This is a genomic window from Hymenobacter ruber (genome assembly GCF_054783255.1).
Genome location: NZ_BAAGQX010000003.1, coordinates 249,362 through 271,559, shown reverse-complemented (window position 1 = coordinate 271,559; position 22,198 = coordinate 249,362). Strand labels below are relative to the sequence as shown.

General features: G+C 62.9%; 14 protein-coding genes. 8 read left to right on the top strand and 6 right to left on the bottom strand.

The features are described from left to right. Positions 1-7 precede the first annotated feature (7 nt). Positions 8-499, top strand: a complete 492-nt coding sequence (locus ACYVM5_RS08190) for a gliding motility lipoprotein GldH (protein WP_342298537.1) — start codon at positions 8-10, stop codon at positions 497-499. Between the two features lie 128 nt (positions 500-627). Here ACYVM5_RS08190 and ACYVM5_RS08185 read toward each other — a convergent pair whose 3' ends face one another. Further along, a complete protein-coding gene (locus ACYVM5_RS08185) occupies positions 628-822 on the bottom strand; it encodes a cold-shock protein (protein WP_198069229.1) in 195 nt (64 codons plus the stop codon). 197 nt (positions 823-1,019) lie between these two features. Here ACYVM5_RS08185 and ACYVM5_RS08180 point away from each other — a divergent pair, with 197 nt between their 5' ends. Beyond that, complete coding sequence (locus tag ACYVM5_RS08180) at positions 1,020-2,237, top strand: hypothetical protein (RefSeq protein ID WP_460617642.1); 1,218 nt, start codon at positions 1,020-1,022, stop codon at positions 2,235-2,237. 80 nt (positions 2,238-2,317) lie between these two features. On the opposite strand, the gene ACYVM5_RS08175 is transcribed toward ACYVM5_RS08180, so the two are convergent. Then, the gene (locus ACYVM5_RS08175) at positions 2,318-3,253 is read right to left on the bottom strand and encodes a hypothetical protein (RefSeq protein WP_460617641.1); all 936 of its coding nucleotides are present in this window, start codon (positions 3,251-3,253) and stop codon (positions 2,318-2,320) included. Positions 3,254-3,412: 159 nt separating this feature from the next. On the opposite strand from ACYVM5_RS08175, the gene ACYVM5_RS08170 reads away from it, so the two are divergent. The 3 genes from ACYVM5_RS08170 to ACYVM5_RS08160 all read left to right on the top strand — a co-directional run bounded on the left by ACYVM5_RS08170 (position 3,413) and on the right by ACYVM5_RS08160 (position 11,216). Then, positions 3,413-4,009: a DinB family protein gene (locus ACYVM5_RS08170; protein ID WP_198069226.1), complete on the top strand. Its 597-nt coding sequence runs from the start codon at positions 3,413-3,415 to the stop codon at positions 4,007-4,009. A 259-nt stretch (positions 4,010-4,268) separates the two neighbouring features. Next, positions 4,269-10,403 (top strand): alpha-2-macroglobulin family protein, encoded by a 6,135-nt coding sequence (locus ACYVM5_RS08165; protein ID WP_460617640.1) that lies wholly within the window; start codon positions 4,269-4,271, stop codon positions 10,401-10,403. A gap of 129 nt (positions 10,404-10,532) precedes the next feature. Beyond that, a complete protein-coding gene (locus ACYVM5_RS08160) occupies positions 10,533-11,216 on the top strand; it encodes a hypothetical protein (protein WP_460617639.1) in 684 nt (227 codons plus the stop codon). An 86-nt stretch (positions 11,217-11,302) separates the two neighbouring features. Here the strand turns inward: ACYVM5_RS08160 and ACYVM5_RS08155 are convergent, their stop codons facing one another. From ACYVM5_RS08155 to msrA, 4 genes are all read right to left on the bottom strand, one after another. Then, on the bottom strand, positions 11,303-12,841 hold the full coding sequence (locus tag ACYVM5_RS08155; protein ID WP_460617638.1) for a family 43 glycosylhydrolase: 1,539 nt from the start codon (positions 12,839-12,841) through the stop codon (positions 11,303-11,305). A gap of 594 nt (positions 12,842-13,435) precedes the next feature. Beyond that, positions 13,436-14,590 (bottom strand): methionine aminotransferase, encoded by a 1,155-nt coding sequence (locus ACYVM5_RS08150; protein ID WP_460617637.1) that lies wholly within the window; start codon positions 14,588-14,590, stop codon positions 13,436-13,438. 172 nt (positions 14,591-14,762) lie between these two features. Further along, entirely contained in the window at positions 14,763-18,995 is a 4,233-nt protein-coding gene (locus tag ACYVM5_RS08145) for a PAS domain-containing sensor histidine kinase (RefSeq protein WP_460617636.1), read from the bottom strand. Between the two features lie 154 nt (positions 18,996-19,149). Next, the gene (gene msrA / locus ACYVM5_RS08140; RefSeq protein WP_460617635.1) at positions 19,150-19,812 is read right to left on the bottom strand and encodes a peptide-methionine (S)-S-oxide reductase MsrA; all 663 of its coding nucleotides are present in this window, start codon (positions 19,810-19,812) and stop codon (positions 19,150-19,152) included. A 331-nt stretch (positions 19,813-20,143) separates the two neighbouring features. On the opposite strand from msrA, the gene ACYVM5_RS08135 reads away from it, so the two are divergent. The 3 genes from ACYVM5_RS08135 to ACYVM5_RS08125 all read left to right on the top strand — a co-directional run bounded on the left by ACYVM5_RS08135 (position 20,144) and on the right by ACYVM5_RS08125 (position 22,117). After that, on the top strand, positions 20,144-20,542 hold the full coding sequence (locus ACYVM5_RS08135; RefSeq protein ID WP_460617634.1) for a hypothetical protein: 399 nt from the start codon (positions 20,144-20,146) through the stop codon (positions 20,540-20,542). A 58-nt stretch (positions 20,543-20,600) separates the two neighbouring features. Further along, positions 20,601-21,020 (top strand): hypothetical protein, encoded by a 420-nt coding sequence (locus tag ACYVM5_RS08130; protein ID WP_460617633.1) that lies wholly within the window; start codon positions 20,601-20,603, stop codon positions 21,018-21,020. 92 nt (positions 21,021-21,112) lie between these two features. Then, on the top strand, positions 21,113-22,117 hold the full coding sequence (locus ACYVM5_RS08125) for a fatty acid desaturase family protein (RefSeq protein ID WP_460617632.1): 1,005 nt from the start codon (positions 21,113-21,115) through the stop codon (positions 22,115-22,117). Positions 22,118-22,198: the final 81 nt, after the last annotated feature.

Genomic DNA, 22,198 nt, shown 5'->3' with positions numbered 1-22,198 from the left:
TATTAATATGAATCAGCGTTTTGCATGGAAGTTGGCTGTAGTGGGTGGCCTTCTGAGTCTGCTCACGGCCTGTGACCCCAACCGAGTATTTGAGCAGAATACGGACTTCCCCAAATACTCGTGGGACGTGCAGCAGAAGCCCGCTTTCACCTTCGCTATCGAAGACACCACGGCGCGCTACGACGTCTTTTTTAACGTTCGGTTTGCCTCGGCCTATGGGTTTTACAACCTGTATGTGAAGCACACGCTGACCGGGCCCGCCGGCCCGGCCGGCCCGCCGCTGCTGCACCAAATCCTGCTGATGGACCCCAAAACCGGCGAGCCCAAAGGCAGTGGTACCGGCGATATTTACGACCTGCAAGCGCTGGCACTGCCCAATCAGCACTTCGCCAAACCCGGCAACTACACCCTGACCCTGGAGCAGTACATGCGCCAGGACCAGCTGCCCGGCCTCATGGCCGTGGGCGTGCGGGTGGCCAAGCATGTAGCAAAGAAGTAGTTGGTTTGAGCGTGCCCGAAAAGCAAAAGGCCGGCCCCGCATAATGCGGGGCCGGCCTTTTGCTTTCTAAATGGATAACGCTGCGCTGGCGGTCTGATTATCGACTGCTTGATGCCAGCGCTTCAATGTTATTGCACGCGGGTAACGTCCACGGCGTTAGGGCCTTTCTTGCCGGCTTTGATGTTGAACTGCACCCGGTCGCCTTCCTGGATTTCGTGGATGAGTCCGGTTTGGTGCACGAAGATTTCTTCCTGATTGTCGTCGGCAATGATGAAGCCGAAGCCTTTGGTGTCGTTGTAAAACTTAACGGTGCCGGTAAGCATAAGCGTGGGGTAAGGGTAAAATGAATCGGGTTTTACTGCGCTGCGGCCGGCTGGCGAAGGGCCGGGAATTGGTGCGCGGCGGGCCACTGCCGGGCAAAGGTAAAATGGCACCGCCGAAAACCGCACCTCGCCCGGTGCTTGGCGGATGTCGAAAACAACGGGTTCGGCGGTGCGTATAGGTAAGCAGCCCTTGGCTAATGCTCTTTCCTCCTCCTAATTATCAGCCCACCGCCATGACCAACGCCGAAGAAAATCTGAATACCGAGCCCAATGACATCGCCGGCAACCGCATCGACGGGCCGGTGGGCAACACTGCCACCAAGCATACCCGGCCCGGCGAAGGTGTGGGCCAGCCCGGTGGCCCGCCCACCAGCCACGCCACCCCGGCCCCAGTGACAAGCGAAGCATTGGCAGACGCCGAAACCAGCATGGCACAAGGCGCAGTGGATGCCGACGGCCAGCCCCAGGAAAACAAAGCAGCCGACCCGGCCCACCTGGTGCCGGAAGGCTCCTACGGCGGCAACTTTGGCAACAGCACCCAGGGCAGCTACCACGACCAGGACCGCCGCGAAAACCAGGACAGCGACCCCAACCGGGGCGAGTTTGGCGCGCAGGACCTGGGCGGCACTACCCACGGCGGCTTCGGCAACCAGAACCGCCTGGCCGACTACGAGCCCAATAACACCGCCGAAGACAAATACTACGGCGGCCCCGGCCGCCCCGGCGAGCAGGACAACGCCTACCGCAGCTACGACGGACGTGACGCCCGCCCCGACAGCCGCACCGAATACGGTTTCGAAGCCGGCGCCGCGCCAGACTCAATGGGAAGTACTGGCAACCCTCGATTGAACGATAACGGCTCGCCCAAAAGCATCGACACTGGTTTTGCGGCCGACTACGGCCACACGTCGCTCCGCTCCGGCGATGCCTCTGGCCAGCGCACCGGAAATGTTGCCGAAGGTGAACACCGCAACGAGACAACAGATTATATGCCTGCCGAAGGTGGGGTTAATGAGAAAGAGGGCCGTCACGATTCCGGCACCTATTCCACCAACCAGCCCGAAATGGCTGACCAGCGCGGGCAGGGCTACGGTGACCGGGGCCGCAACCAGCCCAACAGCGTGCCCGACAACAATACCGGCAGCGAACGCAACGGCTACACGCAGCCCGAAGCCAACAAAGGCGACGCTGCCCAGGGCATTGGCTCGCGCGGCGGCTCCTATAATGATTCCTACGACGACAGCAAAGCTGGCAGCACCGCCGGCTCGCCCGCCAAAGGCGGACAACGCGCCGAAGACACAGCCCAGAACTACGGTTCGGCGGCCCGTCAGGAAAACCGAACCGGCGACGAAGACAGCGCTGACCACGGTGCCCCGAAACGCAACGCCGGCCGCGACGGGGAAGCCGACGAGTAAGGCACGAGAAGGCATTAACCAAAGAATGGTCATGCTGAGCTCAGCATGACCGTTCTTCTTTAAAGGCCTGTATCCGGCGCTTACCGGTGCACTTTCACGTTGATGTCGTACTGATAGCGCGGCGGGCCGCCCAGCGGAATGGCGAAAAACGGCATGGCCGTTTCGTACTGGTCGGTCACGTAGAACACCATGTCGTTGGGGGCGGGCTTGGTGGAAGTGAGGCGGAAATCGAGGCTGAGGCCGTGCTCCTTGGGCGAAACCTGAAAGACACTGCTGCTCCATGCGCCGTCGCCGCTCATGGTGCCGGGCTGGCCGTTTTTGGCAATGCTGAATACGTTGAGGGTGGCGGCATTGTCGGCGTCGAAATTGCTTTGCTTGATGCTCACCACTTTGTCGTTCACGAAGGGGTAGAGGTGCACGGTGGTTTTGCTGGCCGTGGCCGGCAGGCGGAAGCAGTACTCGTAGGTGAAAGCGTTGCCGCCTTCCACTGACACGTTCTCGGTGGGGCTGGTGCTGAAAAAGTAGCGGTACAGGTTGCCATCGTTGCCGCTGAGGCCGCGGGCCACCAACTTGAAAACGTGGCCTTTAAATTCGTCCACCATCTCGCCTTCCAGCGGATTGAGCGGGCCGAAGGTGTACCACTTGCCGTCATATTTCGGCTCGTTGCCGAAGGTCTGGCTCTTGAGCAGGCGGCCGGTGGGCGTGGGGTTGGTGGGGCGCGGGTCGCGGGCCTGCGGGCCGCTGAAGGTGCCCGGGCCGCCGTAGAGGCTGAACGACGTGGTGGTATTGGCGGCACCTTTCAGGTCATCGTTTTTGCCGCCGCAGTCGGGGTCAAAAACGCGGATGTAGACCGGGGTGCGCTGCTTTTCGGGGATGAGGAAGAAGAAGGTTTGGGTGAAGTCATCGTCGCCCCACATCTTGTCCGATTGCGCGCCAAATGTGACGAGGCTTTCTACCCGTTCGCCGGCATTAGGTACGGCCTGGGCCCGAACCTCATCGTGCAAAGCAGTTGCCAAGGCAATCAGTGCACTACAATACCAAAAACATTGTTTTACCATGCAGCCAAGATACCAGCCCGCACCCAAATGTTGAGCTTGGCGAGGCGGAAATCCACCGTAAATTATTCGGAATCCGCTGCTAAATTGTATGTTTACGACTCGTTAGCCTCTGCTTTTATGCCCGTTGCCGCTCGTGCCACTTCTGATTTCTTTGACCAGCTCACCAATGACCTGTTGGTGCTGCGGGTGACGGCGCAGCAGCGTTTCCGCCCCCTGAGCGCCGAAGAGCTGAACCGTCGCCCCAGCCCCAGCCGTTGGAGCGCTGGCCAGTGCCTGGAGCACCTCAACATCGTGGGCGGCTACTACTTGCCCAGCATCGCGGCCCGCATCAAGCGCGCCCAGGAGCGGGGCTCGAAACCGGCTGCCGTGGCCAAGCAGGGCTATCTGGGCAAGAAATTCATCGACGCCATGCGCACGCCGGCGAGCGTTAAAACCTACACTTCGCCCCAGCGCTACGCGCCCACGGGTACCCGCTTGCCGCGCACCGTCACGGAGGTTTTTAGCCGGCAGGTGGACGAGCTCTTGCGCCTCACACTGCTGGCCCGGCAGGTAAATGCCAACGCCATTCGGATTCCCAACGCCTTATTCCCATTGATTTTGCTGCGCCTGACGGACCAGCTTGAGTTCCTGGTGGTGCACATGCAGCGCCACATTGCCCAGGCCGAGGCCGTGCTGGCTGGCAATGCTGTGGGGGCCAGCGCTTCGGTGGCTTGAAGAGCGGCTTGGCCACCTGCAGATTTCGACGGGGTTTTGAATGAAACTGCCAAAGCGCCGGGGTTCCCGGCGCTTTTTTTGTCGTGGTGGTCCGTTCATTACGCACGGCAATTGACAGGATTTCAAGGCTTGAAGGGCCGCCAATGCCAGCGTGAAACCGCTTATGGCCGGGAGGTGAGCTAAAATGGCCCGCTCTGTGCAATAAAGCCGGACCGGGCATCTTTATGGCTCCAACCTGTTGCCTGTGCCCACCCCGCCTATGCGCTTATTCCTGTTTGCCTGCCTGCTCCTGACCATGATTTTCAGTGCCGACTCTGCCGCTCCCGGCCCGCCGCCCGGCCCTTATGCCGCCCGTTGGAAGAAGATTGACGCGCTGCTGAAAAAGGACCAGACCGCCACGGCCGCGCCGCTGGTGGAAGCCATTTATCAGCAAGCGAAGAAGGAGAATAACAGCGCGGCCTACGTGCGGGCGTTGCTATACAAAATCCGTCTGCTGCAAGCCAAGCAGGAGGACGCCGACGAAAAGGCCATTGCCCTGCTGGAGGCCGATGTGAAAACGGCCGCCTTCCCGGCCCGGCCCATCCTGCACTCGCTGCTGGCCGAGCAGTACACCAACTACCTCAACCTGAACCGCTACCGCCTCTACCAGCGCACGGCCGGCGCTACCCCTACTTCTGACGACCAGAAAACCGCTGACGGCGGTACCGGCCTTGCCACCTGGGACATGGGCCGGCTGGGCGCGGCCATTGTGCGGCACTACTACCAATCTGTAGAAGATGAGCCGCAGAAGCAGCTGAAAACCACCCTGGCCGACCTTGGCGACCTGGCCACCGGCGGCGATGCCGAGGGCCGAGCCCTGCGCCCCACGCTGTATGACCTGCTGGCCCAGCGCGCCATTGAGGGCCTTCAACACCAGGAATTGTACGTGACCCGGCCCGAGCAGCAGTTCCAGCTCACGGACCCCAAGCTATTCGGAACTGCGGCCGAGTTTGCCGCGCTGCGCCTGCTGGCCCCGGAGGCCGACTCGCTGAACGGCCAGCTGCATGCGCTGCACCTGCTGCAGCGCCTCACGGCCTCGCGCCAGCAGCTGGCGCCGCAGAATGTGGCTGCGCTGGCCGAAGTGGATTTGAGCCGGATTGACTACCTGCATTCGCTCACCCAGAACACGGATTTGGCTGCGCAGTACGAGCCGGCGCTGGTGCGGATGGCCGAGACGTATAAGGCACTTCCTGTCAGCACAGAGTTTATGGCCCGGCGGGCCCAGGCGGTGTATGAGGCCGGCGACAATGTGGCCGCCGTGCGGTTGGCGCGAGAGGCGGAGGCGCGGTTTCCGAAGTCGCGTGGCGCGGCGCAGGCCCGGCAGCTGCGGGCGCAGATTGAGCAGCCGGAGCTGACATTTTCGGTGGCCGATGTCGTGATTCCCAACCAGCCCTGGCGGCTGGACGTGACGGCTCGCAACGCGACCGAGCTGCACGCCTGGGCGTATCGGATTTCGCTGAAAGAATGGGCGGATTTGCAGGAGTATAGCCCGTTGAATCAGCCTTTTGCTGAGCGGTATGCCCGGCCACTGAAACGCCCGCCCGCCGCAGCCTGGACGGTGCCGGTGCCCGCCAATATCCCGGCATACAAGCCGCTGAAACTGGCTGCGGCGGGCGCGGCATTGCCAATTGGCCATTACCTTGTGGTACTCAGCACCCAAAGTACCAATCCGGCGAAGCCTCGCTCCGGCGCAGCCATCAGCTACGGGTTGCTGCGGGCCAGCGAGTTGAGCGCCGTGCATCGGAATGTGGCTACCACCGGCACGACTGACTTGCTGGTGCTGCACCGCCAAACCGGGGAGGCGCTGGCCGGTGTGCGGTCGCAGGCCACATACCAAGTGTACGCGCAGGGGGCCAACCGGAATTTCACTCGTCAAAGCGACGTGCTGCAAACCGATGCCACAGGTGTGGTGGCGTTGCCCCTGCCTAATAACAGCCGTAGCCAGGGCAGCGGCAATGTCGAGCAGCTGCAATCGGTGCGGCTATGGCGCGGCGGCGATACCCTGCGTCTCAACGGCATCGGCGGCTACTATGGCCCCGGCACTTTTCCGGCGCCGAAAGCGCAGCGCCGCACCTTTCTGTTTACCGACCGCGCCATTTACCGGCCGGGGCAGACGGTTTATTTCAAGGGGATTCTGACCGAGAGCCTGGCTGGCAAAGCCCATCTGCTGCCTACTGAGCCGGTGGTGGTGGGCTTGATGGATGTGAACGGCCAGCCCGTACAAACACTGCCTTTCACCACCTCGGAGTTTGGCTCGTTCAATGGCTCACTGGTGTTGCCCACGGGCTTGCTCAATGGCGAAATGAGCCTGCAAACCGACCACGGCAGCCTCAGCTTCGCGGTGGAGGACTACAAGCGCCCCACCTTCCTGGTCAGCATTGATTCGGTACCGGGCCGGCCGCAGCTGGGGCAGCCGCTCACTATCAACGGCCGCGCCCGGGCCTACGCCGGGCAGGCCACCGACGGGGCCACGGTGAACTACCGAGTCACGCGCCGCGAGCTGTTTCCGCTGTTTGATTATGGCTTTGGCGGGCGCGGCATTTATGCGCCGGGCCGGGGGCAGGGCAGCCAGGAAATTGCCCACGGCACCACTACTACGGATGCCGAGGGCCGGTTCAGCCTCACCTTCACGCCGCCGCTGGTGCCCAAGCCCACGGGCCGCCGTTGGGAGCCAGGCTACCTGTTCGAGATAACCGCCGATGTGACCGACGCGGCCGGCGAAACCCGCACCGGCACCCGCAGCCTGCCCATCGGCCGCAACCCGCTCAGCCTACAGCTCACCGGCCCGAATGAGGTGGATAAACAGCATTTGCCCGCCATCAAGCTGCTCAGCACCAACGCCACCGGCGAGCCGCTGCCCGCCACCGGCACCTTGCGCCTGCTGGCCCGCCGCTACCGGCCCAACCCGCCCGGCGTGCCCGGCCCGGCTCCCGAAACGGAGGAAAACGAAGCCCCCGCCGAGCTGGTCCAGACCCTGCCCTTCGACACCAAAGCCAGCCCCACGCTGGACCTGAAAGCCGCCCTCGCCCAGCTGCCCACCGGCCGCTACCGCCTCGAAGCCCGCGCCGCCGGGGCCGATTCGGCTAAGGCAAAACTCGATTTCACCCTTTACGATTCGCAGGCTGCAACTGTGCCCTACGCCACGCCCGATTGGTTTGTGGCCCTGGCCGATACTGTGGCTCCCGGCCAGCCCGCCGAAATCCTGCTGGGCAGCAGCGAAGCCGGCGCGCGCATTCTGCTGGAGGTGGAGCGCGAGGGCCAGTTGCTGCGGCAGGAATGGCTGACGATGAAAGCCGGCGAACAGCGCCGCCTGAGTATCGAAAGCGGCGCGGCTACGGCCGTGGGCCCGCTCTACATCCACACCACGCAGGTGCGCGACAACCGTCTATACCGCCACGATGCCACCGTACAGGTGGCCGAGAGCCCGCAGCCGCTCCAGCTCTCCATCGCCACGTTCCGCGACAAACTCCAGCCCGGCCAGCAGGAAACCTGGCGCGTCACCATTCACCAGGCCAATGGCAAAGCCGCTGCGGCCGAGTTGCTGGCCACGCTATACGACCAGAGCCTGGATATTTTCCGGCCGCACAGCTTCATGGGGCTGGAATTTGGCGCGGGGTATTATCCGGCGCGGTTTGGGTGGATGGGGGAGTTTGGAATATTGAACGCAGTGGCCGCTTCGGAGCCGCTGGCTGCCAGTGGAGCACGCGCCATAGTGTATCCCATGCTGCGTAGCAGTGCGCAGGGCTTCGGCTACGCTGGGCAAATGGGCAGTACAGCGGTGGAGGAAGTGGTGGAGAACAAGTCGTATACCGTGATGACAACGCAGGCCGATAGGATGGTGTCCCCTGCGCCGATGCAAGCCGGTGCCCGAATCATGATTCGGGGAACCAGTAGCATTGCAGCCCCTCCCAAGCCGCAAGCGGCTGCCCCCGACCTAACCACCGTGCCCACCCGCACCGATTTCCGCGAAACGGCCTTCTGGCAGCCGGCCCTGCGCACCGACAAAAACGGTGACATCGTGCTCGAATTTCAGATGCCCGAGGCCGTGACGCGCTGGCAGCTGCTGGCCCTGGCCCACGACAAAGCCCTGCACAGCGGCCAGCTCGCCCGCCAGCTCGTGACGCAGAAGGAAATCCAGATTACGCCCAACGCGCCGCGCTTCCTGCGGCAGGGCGACACCTTCACCTTCCCCGCCAAGTTCTCAAACCTGACCGACCATGCCACCACCGGCACCGCGCAACTCTTTCTGCTCGATGCCGCCACGGGGCAGGATATCACCGGACAGCTGCTGAAGGGCCCGGCGCAGCAGGCCGTGTCGGCCGCCGCGCACCAGAGCGCCGCCCTGGGCTGGGAAATCAGCGTGTCGAGTGATTTCGCGCCGGCCGCCGTGACGTACCGGGTGGTGGCACAGGCCAGTGGTCAGGATGAGGTAAAAGGCAAAAAAGGCAAGCGCAAGCAGCCCGCTACCACTTTCTCCGATGGGGAGGAAAATACCCTGCCGGTGCTGCCGAACCGAATTCTCATCACCGAAAGCCTGCCGCTGCCCATCGTCGGCCCCGGCACGCGGGAGTTTGAGCTGAAGAAGCTCACTAGCACCAGCAGCCCCACGCGCCGCAACTACTCGCTCACGCTGGAAATGACGGCCAACCCCGCCTGGTACGCCGTGCAGAGCCTGCCCTACCTCATGGAGTACCCCTACGAGTGCTCGGAGCAGGTGTTCAGCCGCCTCTACGCCAACCTCATCGCGGCCCAGATTCTCAAGTCCAACCCGCGCTTCAAAACCATCCTGGCCGAGTGGACGTGGCAGGCGCAAAGCGGCACCGCCGCCCAGAAAAATGCCCTCGAAAGCAAGCTTGCCCAAAACCAGGAGCTGAAAAACCTGCTGCTCCAGGAGACGCCCTGGGTGCGCGACGCGCAGAGCGAAACTGCCCGTCTGGCCCGCCTCACCGAGCTGTTCGACGAAACCCGCCTGCAGGGCGAAACCGCCCGCGCCCTGCTCAAGCTCCAGCGCATGCAGCTGCCCGGCGGGGCTTTCCCGTGGTTTGAGAAAATGCCCGACGACCGGTACATCACCCAGCTCATCGTGGCCGGCTTCGGCAAGCTGCACAAGCTGGGCGCGTTCGATGCCGAAAAAGATGCCGTGGGCCGCGACATCCTGCAAAATGCCCTGCGCTACCTCGATGCCAGCCTGGCCAAAGACTACGCCGACCTGCGCCGCCAGAAAAACGTGAAGCTGGCCGAAAACCACCTCACGGACTTGCAAATTCAGGCTATCTACGCCCGTAGCTTCTGGCCCCAGCCCGCCGAAGCCGTTTCAAAAACAGCCTTCGCCTACTACCGCGAGCAGGCCGCCAAATACTGGCCTGCCCAAACGCGCTACCTGCAAGCGCAAGTTGCCCTGGCACTGTTTCGCCAGGATGCGAAAGCCCCGGCCGCCGCTGAAATCCTGCGGGCGCTGTCGGAAAACGCCCTGCACTCGCCCGAATTGGGAATGTACTGGAAGGAAGTGCGCGGCGGCTACTACTGGCGCGAAGCCCCCACCGAAACCCAAGCCACGCTCATTGAGGCCTTCGATGAAGTGAAAAACGACCAGAAAGCGGTGGACGAGATGAAGCTCTGGCTGCTCCAGCACAAGCACACCCACAGCTGGGAAAGCACCCGCGCCACCGCCGATGCCTGCTACGCCCTGCTGCTGCGCGGCTCCGACTGGCTCGCGCCCACCCAGCCCCTGCAAGTCACCGTCGGCGGCCAGGCCGTGAAGCCCGAAGCCGCGCAGGCCGGCACCGGCTACTTCAAAACCAGTTGGCCCGCCGCCGAAATTCAGCCCGCGCAAGGCAAAGTCACTGTCAGCAAGCCCGACGCGGGCGTGGCCTGGGGCGCGCTCTACTGGCAGTATTTCGAGGATATCGATAAAGTGACGCCTGCCGCCACGCCGCTCAGCCTGGAGCGCCAGCTCTACCGCGAAACCCGCACCGCCGGCGGCCCGGTGCTGGAAAAGCTCACGCCTACGTCGCCCCTCAAAATCGGCGATGCGCTGGTGGTGCGCCTCGTGCTGCGCACCGACCGCGCCCTCGAATACGTGCACCTCAAGGACCAGCGCGCCGCCGGCCTGGAGCCCATCGGCCAAACCAGCGGCTACCGCTACCAGAACGGCCTGGGTTACTACGAGAGCCCGCGTGATGCGGCCACCAACTTTTTCCTGGGCGAAGTGCCGCGCGGTACGCATGTGTTCGAGTACCGGCTGCGGGCCAGCCAGGCCGGCGATTTTTCGGGCGGGCTGAGCCAGGTACAGTGCCTATATGCTCCCGAATTTGGAGCGCAATCGGCCGGCGTGCGGCTGCGGGTGGCACCGTAGCCACTGAATGGGCAAAATAGGCCCTTAGGCAGCTGAAACGGCTCCGGCAGCGTTTAAAACCACTTTTGCCTTGCATTTAACCGGGGTGCTATGTAGCTTTGTCTTCCGTTGTTATTTCTTTATTCGTCTATGAAGCACCTATTTGTCTTCCTTTCGCTGCTGCTCACTTGGGGCAGTGCTCAGGCCCAAAATGAGAAACAAACGCCCGTAACGAAGCTGCCGGGCGAGGAAAACCTCAGCCTCCGCGAGCGCGCCGAGCGTGATTTTCTGATGCCGGTGCGCCGCAAGAAAATCGTAGCCGAAGCCCCCAAAGCCAGCACCGAAGACAACACCGCCGCCCCCGAAACCGACGCCACCGCCCACTACGCCGAGGCCACCGACGAAGCCGTTAACACCTCGGCCCGCACCGCCCGCAGCTACGAGGCCAGCCACGCCGAAGCCCGCGCCGCCCGCCGCGCCGCCGCCCGCCGCGAAGAAGCCCGCGCCGAAGCCAGAGCTGAAGCGCGCGCCGAGGCCCGGGCCGAAGCCCGCCGCGCCGCCCGCCACAGCAGCCGCAGCAGCAAGTCGAAAGCCCACAAATCAACCTCGCACAGCAGCAGCAAAAGCAAGGCGAGCAAGTCGAAGAGCAAGAGCAAGTCGGCCTCGCACAGCAGCAAAAGCACCTCGAAAAGCAAGAGCAGCAAAGCCAAAAGCAAACCCACCCACAGCTCTTCGAAAGCCAAAAAAACCAGTGCTAAAAAGAGCACGGCTCACAAAACCACCAAGAAATCCACGCCTTCCAAAACGAAGAGCAAGACCAAGCACCGCCGCTAGTACGGCCGCTTGAAGCAGTGGAAAACAACAACGCCCGGCACAGCAGTGTCGGGCGTTGTTGTTTCGGGCTCGAACGGTTTGGATTGCTACCGCTGGTTGCGGATGATGAAATTGTTGAACGTGGCCGTGCTGCCGGCCGCGCCCTGGGCCACCAGGGCCACGCGCACGCCCCGGTCCCAGGGCGGGAGGTAGGTACCGTTCAGGGTGAAGCTTTCGGTGGGCAGGGGCTGCCAGGTGGTGCCGTCGGTGCTGTAGGCGAAACGGTAACGCTGGCCGCCCCACACTTCGAGGCGCAGCGTGAGGGTGGGGCAGGCATCGATGAAGATGTTGACCAGGCACTGCTGCTTGCCGCTTTTCAGGTGCCAGATTTGGAGCTGGCCGTTGCCGGCCATCAGGGCGAGGGCGTTGTAGGGGTCGCCCACGGCCGCCAGGCCGGCGAAGGTGTCGACGGGCAGGTTGGCGAAGTCGATGGTGGTGGCGGCCTTGTAGGTGGCGGCGTGGGTGCGGCGCGCTACCAGCGCGCCGAGGCGCGAGTCGTGCGCGGCGAGGCGCAGCTGGCCGTCGCGCACGGCCGTGGCCGGCTGCTGGCCAATGGGCCACTGCCATTCCAGGCCCAGGCGGTCGCCCCCAAATTCCTCGGCCACGTTGAAACGGCCCATGTCGGTGAGGGCCGGGGCCTGCGGGCTGCGGTGCACAAACTCGGGCCATTCCTGCTCATTCCAGGTAAACTCGCTCAGGAGGCCCTGGCGGCCCACAAACTCGTGGCTTTCGGCCGCGTAGGCGTGGTGCAGCAGGAACCAGCGGCCGTCCAGCTCGGTCACGGTGCCGTGGCCGGGACATTTCCAGGTAGTGTTGCGGTCGAGGATGGGGTTTTGCTCGTGCTTTTCCCAAGGACCGAGCAGGTGGCGCGAGCGGGCCACGCCGGTGGCGTAGTTGCAGCCCTTGCCGCAGCAGCTGTTGCCGGCGTAGAACATGTAGAACCAGCCGTTGTGCCGCACCAGGGCCGAGCCTTCCACCAGCGGGCCTTCCCACTTCACGTCGTTGCCGAACAGCTCGGTAGCTTCGCCGACGAGGGCGGTGCGCTCATCGTTCAGGCGCTGGGCCCAGATGGGCGTGTCCTGGTGGCAGGAGTTGCCGTCTTCCTTCCAGATGAGGTAGAGGTCGCCGTGCTCATCCGGCATGGCAAAGCCGTCGATGGAGCCGGCCTCCTGGCCTACTAATATGCCGTGGTCGGTGTAAGGGCCGGCAGGATGGTCGGCGCTGGCCACGGCCACGCACAGCATGCCGCCCTTTTTGCGGGCGGTGTAGTACATATAGGTGCGGCCGTTTTCGTGATAGAGCTCAGGGGCCCAGAAATTGGAACCGGCCCAGTCGGGCAGCTTCTCAGGAAAAACATGCCCCACCAACTCCCAATCGAGCAGGTTTTTGGAGGTGAAAATCGGGAATACCGCGCCCCACTCGGCCGAGGTGGCGCTGGCCCAATAGGTATCGCCGATTTTGGTGACGGTGGGGTCGGGGAAGTCGCCAGGCAATACGACATGGTCGTAGGAAGTGCGGGACGGGGCGGGCGAAACGCCGGGGGCAGCTGCCGCGAGGCGGGCCGCCATTTCTAGTTCAAATGACACGGGTGGGAAGTGTAAGGAGAATAGAAAAAAGCCGAATCGGTTTATGGTTCAGCTTCGGATAATTCGAAAGGTATGAATTTGGAATAAATAGTGAATGCTGTTGAGCTGTTAATGGGCCGAGTGCCGGGGAATAATCGGCGAATGGCGGATAGTAATGGATAAAGTAGTTGGCTTGTAATGGGGTATTTGGCCGCTCGTTAGTACCTAAAACCGGAAGTGCATACTTCGGGCCAATGTGATAAGATAAGTAAAAGAGTTATACGGAAAAATGGTTTTTTCTAAGAATTAAAGAATAATGAAGATTTGCTGAACTGCCTTTTGCCGCAGGGCTGGCAAGCAAATAGTTGTGCTTATTTTCTGTTTTATGCTTTTGCCAAAGGGGGAGAGTGGATGAATATATGTCTTTTGGCAGTCTAGGCCCTGGATTATAACGCAGAGGATTTCAGCACTGCCAATGGCTTTTCTGGCTGGTTTTCAGTTGGCACCTCCGCTGCGGTTTCCAAAAAGGGATAGTCGAAAAACAAAACTGCCCGCCTTCTCTGAAAAAAAGCGGGCAGTTAGAAATTTATTGGCCTTAGAAGGAAGACGCCGGGGCTACGAACGGAGCCGCGCTGCTGCTGCCTGTAGCGTGGCCGATTCTTTGGCAAAGCAGAACCGGATGAGGCCGTCGTCGAATCCATCGTGGTAGAAGGCCGAAACGGGCACGACGGCCACGCCCTTGTCGCGGGCCAGAAACTGGGCGAAAGCCAGGTCGCTGGCGGGCGAGAAGGCCTCGTAACGGGCCAACTGGAAGTAACCGCCGGGCACCGGCAGCAGGTCCCAGCCCGCACCGTCGAGCAGGGCGCGGAATTCGTCGCGCTTCTGCTGGTAAAAGCCGACCAGGCCGCGGGCGTGGGCATCGGTGGCATCGCCTTCAAGCGCGTCGGCGAGGGCGTGTTGGGTGGGCGTGCTCACGGCGAAGGTGAGGAACTGGTGCACGCGGCGAACCTCGGCCGTGAGGGCGGGCGGGGCAATGCAATAGCCCACTTTCCAGCCGGTGGCGTGATAGGTTTTGCCGAAGGACGAAAGCACGAAGCTGCGCTCGCGCAGGGCCGGGTACTGGCGGGCGCTCATGCGCGGCGTGCCGTCGAACACGAGGTGCTCGTACACTTCGTCGCTGAGCACCAGTGCGTCGGTGCCATCCAGCAGGCGGGCCAGCTCGTGCCAGTCGTCGGCGGTGAAAATGGCGCCGCTGGGGTTGTGGGGCGTATTCACTATTACCAAGCGGGTGCGGGCCGTGAGCACGCGGCGCACGGCGTCCCAGTCGGGGCGGAAGTGCGGGGCGGGCAGGCGCACGTAGCGCGGCACGCCGCCCTGCAGCCGGATGGCGGGGCCGTACAAATCATAGGCAGGCTCAAACACCAGCACCTCATCGCCGGGGCGCACCACAGCGGCCAGCACGGCATACAGCGCCTCGGTGGCCCCGGCCGTGATGGTGATTTCGGTGGCCGGGTCGGGGGCGGGCGCGTCAGCGTGGAGGCGGGTCACCTGAGCAGCAATGGCCTCGCGCAGCCGGGGCAGGCCGGGCATGGGCGCGTACTGATGGTGGCCGGGAGTGAGGGCGTGGCGGGCCAAGGCCTCCAGAAGTTCCTGTGGCGGGTCGTAATCCGGAAAGCCCTGGGCGAGGTTGATGGCGCCGGTTTCCTGGGCCAGCAGGGTCATTTGGGTGAAAATGCTGACGCCAACGTCGGGGAGTTTGGACTGGAGCACGGGTGGGGTGGGAGTGGTGAGGAGAATTTAGGATTTCAAAAGAACGTCATGCCGAGCGCAGCGAAGCATCTTTACCGTGTAAGTAATCCAATTGAAAGGATTTAGTACTGCGGTAAAGATGCTTCGCTGCGCTCGGCATGACGTTCTTTTTCAGTATGTAGCCTCTCTGCGCTCACAAATAAATCTGAAACGTGGTGCCCTCGTCCACCACGCTGCTCACCTCGATGCGGCCGCCGTGGTTCTGCACAATGCGGTTGACGAGGTAAAGCCCCATGCCGGTGCCGTCGACGTGGGCGTGGAAGCGGCGAAACAGCTGGAACAGCTGCGGCCCGAAGCGGTCGAGGTCAATGCCCAGGCCGTTGTCCTGCACCGTGAGGGTGGGGCGGCCGGTGATGGCATCGGGGGTGCTGCTGAGGCGGATGCGCGGCGGCCGGCCGGGGGCGGCGTATTTCAGCGAGTTGCTGATGAGGTTGAACAGGACGCTTTGCAGGTTGGGGCGCACAAAATCGATGGCCGGGAAAGTGGCAAAGTCCAGTTCGAAAGTGGCTTTGCTCTGCTCAATCTGGTCGTGCAGGCTGGCCATTATTTCTCCCACCAGCTGGTTGAGGTCCACGGCTTCGACGGGCAGCTCCTGCTGCTGGCGCTGCACCTGCACAATAGCGCTGAGGTCGTCGATGGTGGCATAAATCCGGGCCAGAGCGCGCTCGAAATAGCCAATGAGCTTGATGGCGTCGGGGTCGCGGAAATACGCCGTGCGGGTCAGCTCCTCGAAGATGCCCGCCATGTTGTTGATGGGCTGCTTGAGGTCGTGCGAGGCCGTGTACACGAAGTTGTCAAGGTCCTCGTTGGTGCGCGTCAGGCGGGCGTTCTGGTGTTCGAGCTGCTGCTGCACCTGCTTGAAGTCGTGCACGTCGGTGTTGGCGCCCACCCACAAGACCACGGCACCGTCCTTGTCGCGGATGGCTTCGGCGCGGGCCAGAAACCAGCGGTAGTGGCCCATCTGGTCGCGCCAGCGGTGTTCGGCCTCAAAGTCGACGCCAGTGGCCACGCTGTGCTTCCAGCGGGCCACGGTGACTGCCAGGTCATCGGGGTGAATAAACCGCTCCCAGCCCCAGTCGCGCATGGTTTCGAAGGTGCTGCCCGTGAAGTCGTACCAGCGCTGGTTGTAGTAGTTCACGCTGCCGTCGGGGCGCGAGGTCCAGGCCATCTGGGGCAGCGCTTCGAGCAGTTGCTTGAAACGGTTTTGGCTGGCCAGCACCTGCTCCTGCAGCAGGCGCTGCTGGTGCACGTCGGTGTTGGTGCCGTACCATTTCAGGATACCGCCACCGGGCGCGCGCCGGGCCTGGGCCTGGCCCAGAAACCAGCGGTACTGCCCGTCGTAGCGGCGCAGACGGAACTCGGCCTCGTAGTAGCGCTGGCTGGCGATGGCGGCCTGCCACCGCTCCTGCATGTGGGCGCGGTCGTCGGGGTGCACAAAGCTGAGCCAGTGCGCCGCGCCGTTTTTCTCCATGGCTTCGCCCAGGTAAGCGGCCGTGCGGTGGTTGTAGAAGTCCACGGTGCCATCGGGCCGGGCTGTCCACACCTGCTGCGGAATACTCTCGGCCTGAATGCGTTGCTCTTCCTCGCTTTCGGCCAGCTGGGTTTGCAGGCGGCGCAGCTCGGTCACGTCGGTGTTGGTGCCGAACCAGCGCACCACTTCGCCGGTGGCCGCGTCGCGAATGGGCCGGGCGCGGCTGAGGAACCAGCGGAACTCGCCGTCGTGGCGGCGCAGCGGGAAGGTGTCTTCCCAGGGCTGCCCGGCCTGCACGGCCGCCAGGTAGCGGGCGTTGATGCCCGCTACCAGGGCGGGGTCGTACACGGCCCGCCACCCCGTGCCCTGCATGCTATCGAAGGTGGTGCCGGTGTAGTCGTACCACCGCTGGTTATACCAGAAAATACGGCCCGTGGCGTCGGCCATCCAGGCCAGCTGGGCTATGTTGTCGGCCAGCGCGGCAAAGTTGGTGCGGCTGCGGGTCAGTTCCTCGGTGCGCTCGTGCAGGTCGTGGATTTCAACCGTGGCCGCGCTGAAGCCCGCCAGCTGGCCGGCGGCGTCGGTGTAGGGCTGGGCCTTGGTCTGAAACCAGCGCAGCTCGCCGTCGCGCCGGCGGCAGCGGAAGGTGGCCTCCCAGGCTTGGCCGGCAGCCATAGCGGCCTGGCCCACGGCGCTCACGGCGGCGCGGTCGTCGGGCGGCAGGGCTTCCCAGGCCGAATCGGGCGCGGCGGCCGGGCTCAGGCCGGTGTACTCGTAAAAGTACGGGTTGGTGTAGGTGATGGAGCCGCTGGGGTCGAAGTTGAAGATGAACACCGGCACCGAGGCCGTGATGGCATTCACCTGCTCGTTGCGGCGGTTCATTTCGGCCGCCAACGCCTCGGCGCGCTGGCGGGCGTGCACGCGCTCGGTCACTTCGAGGGCAAAATTCAGCACGCCATACACCTGGTTCTGGTCGTTGCGCAGGGGCACCAGGCTCAGGTCAAAGTATTGCTCGGTGCTGGGGGCGTCGGGTTGGTGGCCGGGCAGGCTGATGAGCATTTCGTGCCCCATAAACGGCTCGCCGGTCTGGTACACGCGGTCGAGCAGCTGCAGGAAGCCCTGCTTCTCGACTTCGGGCTGCACCTCGGCCACGGGCTGGCCCAGGCGGGGGCGCGGGCTCATCAGCTGATTATAGCTGGTATTGAAGAACGAGTAGCGGTGGTCGGGGCCTTCAAATGTGGCAATGAACGCCGGGGCCTGGGCCAGAATCTGACTCAGCTGCTGGTCCTTGGCTTCGAGACGGTGCCGGGCCTCGTGCAGCTCATGAATGTCGAGGTCGGAGCCAAACCACTGGCGGGAGCGGCCCACGGCATCGGCCAGCGGCTCGGGGACGCCCTGGCTCATAAACCACCGGTATTCGCCGTCATGGCGGCGCAGGCGCAACTCATAGCGCCATGGCGTGCCGGCGGCCAGTGCGGCGCTGTAAGCCGTGGCCACGCGGGCGGTGTCATCGGGGTGCAGGCAGGCGGCCCAGACCTCGGCCAGGTCGTCGGTGGGCCGGGTGCCGGTGTAGGCGTACCACTGCGGGCTGAGGTAGAGCACCTCCCCGGCCTGGTCGCTGATGAAGGTGATGGAAGGCAGGCTTTCCGTCACGCGGCGCAGGCGCTGGTCGGCGGCGCGGGCTTCGGCTTGCAGGGCTTCGCTGCGCTGGCGGGCCTGCACCTGCTCCGTCACATCGAGGCTATAGGCCAGCACGCCGGGGGCGGCTCCGGGTTCGCCGGCCAGTGGTAGGTAGCCGAAGTTGTTGTAATGCTCGCGGGGCTCGCCGGAGGCGGGGTCAGTCAGCAGCGAATGCTCTTCGTGGCCCAGCACGGGCTGGCCGGTGGCCACCACCTGCTGCAATAGTTTCAGGTAGCCCTGGTCGGCAATTTCGGGCAGACTCTCGGCCACCGATGCACCGATTTTAACCCGGGAACCCATCATTTCACGAGCACGGGCCGAGAGAAAAGTGAACCGGAAATCGGGCGCTTCCATGGAGGTGATGGTGAGCGGCAGCTGGTCGAGAATGCGCTGCATATGGCGCTGCTGGGCCCCTACCTGCAATTGCGCGCGCTGCCGGGCATCCACGTCGGTGCACAGCCCAAACCAGCGCTGTACCCGCCCATCGGCCCCGCGCTGGGCCACCACCTGCGAAAGAAACCAGCGGTATTCACCGTCTACGCCGCGCATCCGAAATTCCAGCTCGAAGGGTTGGGCGCTTTGCAGCGCCTCGCCCCACTGGGCATACATCCCGGCCAGGTCGTCGGGGTGGATAATCTCTTGCCACAGCGCGGCTTTGTCGGCCGGAGCCATTTGCAGCACGTCGTGGCCGGTGTAGGCAATGAAGCGCTGATTGGTGTAGTCGGCCTCGCCCTGCGCATTAGTGGCCCAGATGAGCTGGGGCAGGCTTTCGGCCAGAAAGCGGAACCGTTCCTGCTCCTGCACCGCCACCTGCTGGCTGTGCAGCTGCGGTGTCACATCCAACAGGCGCAGCAGCACGTACTGCGTCTGCTCCGGTGGCACGGGTTGCAGCGTGGCCTGCCAATAGCCGTGCGGTGGGGCGGTGTTCGTCCGTTCGGGCATCAGCACCTGCGTGCTGCCGGCCAGCGCGGCAGCCAGAGCCGGAGCCCAGGTATCGGTGGCCGCCAGCATATTTCCGCCCGTTTCAACCGCGGCGCACAGGGCTGCCAGCGGCTGGCCGACGAGGGTGCCGGGCGCAGTGCCCGCTGGCAGCAGGGAAGCCATAGCTTCATTCAGATGCAGCACCGTGCCGTCGGGGGCCAGCACACCGTGGGGCGCGGGCAGCAGCGAAAACAGCAGCTCAAAATCCAGCGCGGGCGGGGTAGCAACAGACATACACAAACAGACAAGCAACAGAAACAGGCCACCAGCAGGCCACTTCTGCTTTCAAAGATAGGCCGCCGGGAACGGGTGCACAGCAGCTACCAAAAGCCCCGGCCGGTACGGGCCAGGGCTTTCGAGAGTTGCGCGCCAGCTGAACAGTTGAGCGCTACAACGGGTTTTTAAGGTCCTGAGGAAACAGCTTTTGCACGTGCTCTACCTTGTGCGCCGATACGTGGGCGATGTAGGGGTTTTCGGGGTGCAGGCGGTAGTAGCCCTGGTGGTAGTCCTCGGCGGGCCAGAACTTCTGAAACGGCACCACCTGGGTCACAATTTTGCTGTCGTATTCCTTCGAGGCGTTGACCTTAGCAATGGTGTTTTCCAGGATTTTCTTTTCCTCCGGCGTGCGGTAGAACGCGGCCGAGCGGTACTCCGGCCCGGCGTCCGGCCCCTGCCGGTTCAGCTGCGTGGGGTCGTGCGAGGCGGTGAAGAAGATGTCGGCCAGCTTTTGGTAGCTGATGACTTTGGGGTCGTAGTAAATCTGCACCGTTTCGGTGTGGCCGGTGGTTTTGTCGGCCACTTCCTCATAAGTGGGGTTGGCCTTGGTGCCGCCGGCGTAGCCGCTCACCACCTGCTTCACTCCCTTTATCTCCTCAAAAGCTTCTTCCTGCGCCCAAAAGCAGCCGCCGGCAAACGTGGCCACGGCCAGCCCAGTCAGGTTGGTGGGCGCAAAGCCGGCCGTGGAGCGCGGTGGGTTCTGGGCATCGGCGGGCTGCTGCGAGCCGCAGGCAAACGTGAAGGCCAGCAGGCCAATGCCAAGCAGGGATTTCAATTGACTTTTCATGTAAATGATGACGAAAGAAGAATACCAAAAAGGACTTGCTGCGTCGGTAGACGCGGCTGTGGGGCTGGCCTTACAGCCCGTGCCCAGCTCTTTGCACGCCATGTACGGCCCCGGGCGCGCTCCGGGTTGGCGGGGTTGCCTGATGTTGGTCACGGATGCAAGCGCGACTGTGCGGCGCATCCGTATTTATGGCGATGCTAAAGCCTGTTATATGGTTTGGAAGGGTGCGGGTTATTTAGAAAAGGTGAAAGTGCCCCCGGCTCGTATCCTTTGCTACGTACTTCACGTAGCAGGCGCAATTGCCGTCCAACCTGTTGCTATGTCCTTACAAACTTTACTTGAAGCACCTCACATCACCATTTCCTACGACCATCTAAATGAGTGGCTCCTGGCCGACTGGCACGGCAACCAGGACCTGGCCAGTGTGCAACTCGGCGGCCAGGAAATGCTGCGGCTATTGCAGCTGCAGCGCTGCCACAAAGTGCTGAACGACAACACCCGCGTAACCAGTATGTGGAGCGAAGCCGCCGAATGGGCCGGCAAAGACTGGTTTCCGGCCATGACGGCCGCCGGCCTGCAATACTTCGCCTGGATATACTCGCCCAACCTCTACAGCCGCCTTTCCACCGACCTCACCCTGCAGTTTACAGGCGGCCAGCCGGTTGTGGCAACGTTCGACGACATCGACACTGCCAAAGCCTGGCTGGCGCAGGTGTAACTGCTGGGATTTTGCAGTAGGTTTGGGGTTTCCATCGTCCTCCTTCGCTGCCTCTCCCGTGGAACCTGTTGAAACCTTCACTTTTCGCCGGCCCGATGGCCACGTGTACCTCACGGCCACCCGCGACCGGGTCAATAATTGGATTCATGCGGAGTGGTCGGGCGTGCAAACTCTGGCCACCATCCAGACCGGCGGCCTGGCGTACATCGACATGCTCCACGCCGAGCCTTGCGCCAAGCTGCTTAACGACCACCGCGAGCTGGTGGGGCGCTTCGTGGATGCCAACGAGTGGGTGGCCCAGGTCTGGACGCCGCGCATCATGCAGGCCGGCCTGCGCTACTTTGCCCAGGTGCTGGCCCCCGGCGTGTTCGGACAACTCTCGATGAAGGACCTGCACCAGCGCATCAGCGACCAGTTTGAGATTAAAATGTTTGACCGCCTGGAGGATGCCGAAGATTGGCTGCGCAGCCTGCCGTAGTGCCCGCGACGTTTCAAGCTGAACCTATTTGCCGTATTTTTGTCTGAAAGGCCGGGCGCGTTGCTATTCATGGCGCCCACTTTCTGCTTCTTATGGCATCAGCACCTACCGCTTTCACCGTGGCCACGGCCCCCGAGCCGCACCGCATCCGCACCCGCCAAATCATCAAGGCCCACCCCGAGGTGAAGCAGTTGATGACGCGCAACCCCACCACTTTCCTCATCGGGCTGGGCTGTGTGGTGGCCCAGGTGGCCATTGCGTATTTCCTGCGGGACAAAGCCTGGTACTGGACCATTCCCGCCGCCTACCTGGTGGGGGCGTTTTTCTCGCACACGCTGTTTGTGGTGATTCACGAAGCAGCCCATAATCTGGTCTTCAAGAAGATATGGCAGAACGTGGCCACCGGCATTCTGGCCAATTTTCCGTCGATTTTCCCCACGGCCATCAGCTTCAAGAATTTCCACATCAAGCACCACGTGTTTCAGGGCGTGCACGAGCTGGATGCTGACCTGCCCGACTGGTACGAGGCCAAACTGATTCACAACTACAGCATTGGCAAGGCCATCTGGCTGTTTTTCTTCCCGCTGTTCCAGGTAATCCGCACGGCGCGCTGCCGCGAGGTAGCTACTATTGATAAGTACGTGGTTGCCAACATTGTGGCCCAGGTGGCCTTCGACGTGGCCATCGTCTACTTCTTTGGCTGGACGGCGCTGCTGTATCTGTTCCTCAGCTTCTGGTTCTCCGTCGGCCTGCACCCGCTGGGCGCCCGCTGGATTCAGGAGCACTACCTCACCCTGAGCCCCGAGCAGGAAACCTACTCCTACTACGGCCGCCTCAACGGCATCAACCTCAACGTGGGTTTCCACAACGAGCACCACGACATGCCCAGCATTCCGTGGAACAACCTGCCCAAGCTCAAAACCGTGGCCCCCGAATTCTACGAGCCGCTGCTGGCGCACACCAGCTACACCAAGCTCTTCTTTAAATTCCTGTTCGACCAGGAAATCAGCCTCTACTCGCGCATCATGCGCAAGGAGCGCGGCACCGCCACCCTCAAAGACCAGAGCGTGCCGGATAAGGAGTTGCTCTCGGCGTAATGTTCAGACGCAGGATAAACAAAAAGGCGACCCCAACGGGCCGCCTTTTTTGTGGTCAAAAATTCGGAATTCGGACCGGCA

Coding starts and splice junctions, on each gene's coding strand:
- ACYVM5_RS08190 (WP_342298537.1), top strand. CDS start 8: ATGAATCAGCGTTTTGCATGGAAGTTGGCTGTAGTGGGTGGCCTTCTG.
- ACYVM5_RS08185 (WP_198069229.1), bottom strand. CDS start 822: ATGCTTACCGGCACCGTTAAGTTTTACAACGACACCAAAGGCTTCGGC.
- ACYVM5_RS08180 (WP_460617642.1), top strand. CDS start 1,020: ATGCTCTTTCCTCCTCCTAATTATCAGCCCACCGCCATGACCAACGCC.
- ACYVM5_RS08170 (WP_198069226.1), top strand. CDS start 3,413: ATGCCCGTTGCCGCTCGTGCCACTTCTGATTTCTTTGACCAGCTCACC.
- ACYVM5_RS08165 (WP_460617640.1), top strand. CDS start 4,269: ATGCGCTTATTCCTGTTTGCCTGCCTGCTCCTGACCATGATTTTCAGT.
- ACYVM5_RS08160 (WP_460617639.1), top strand. CDS start 10,533: ATGAAGCACCTATTTGTCTTCCTTTCGCTGCTGCTCACTTGGGGCAGT.
- ACYVM5_RS08145 (WP_460617636.1), bottom strand. CDS start 18,995: ATGTCTGTTGCTACCCCGCCCGCGCTGGATTTTGAGCTGCTGTTTTCG.
- ACYVM5_RS08135 (WP_460617634.1), top strand. CDS start 20,144: ATGTCCTTACAAACTTTACTTGAAGCACCTCACATCACCATTTCCTAC.
- ACYVM5_RS08125 (WP_460617632.1), top strand. CDS start 21,113: ATGGCATCAGCACCTACCGCTTTCACCGTGGCCACGGCCCCCGAGCCG.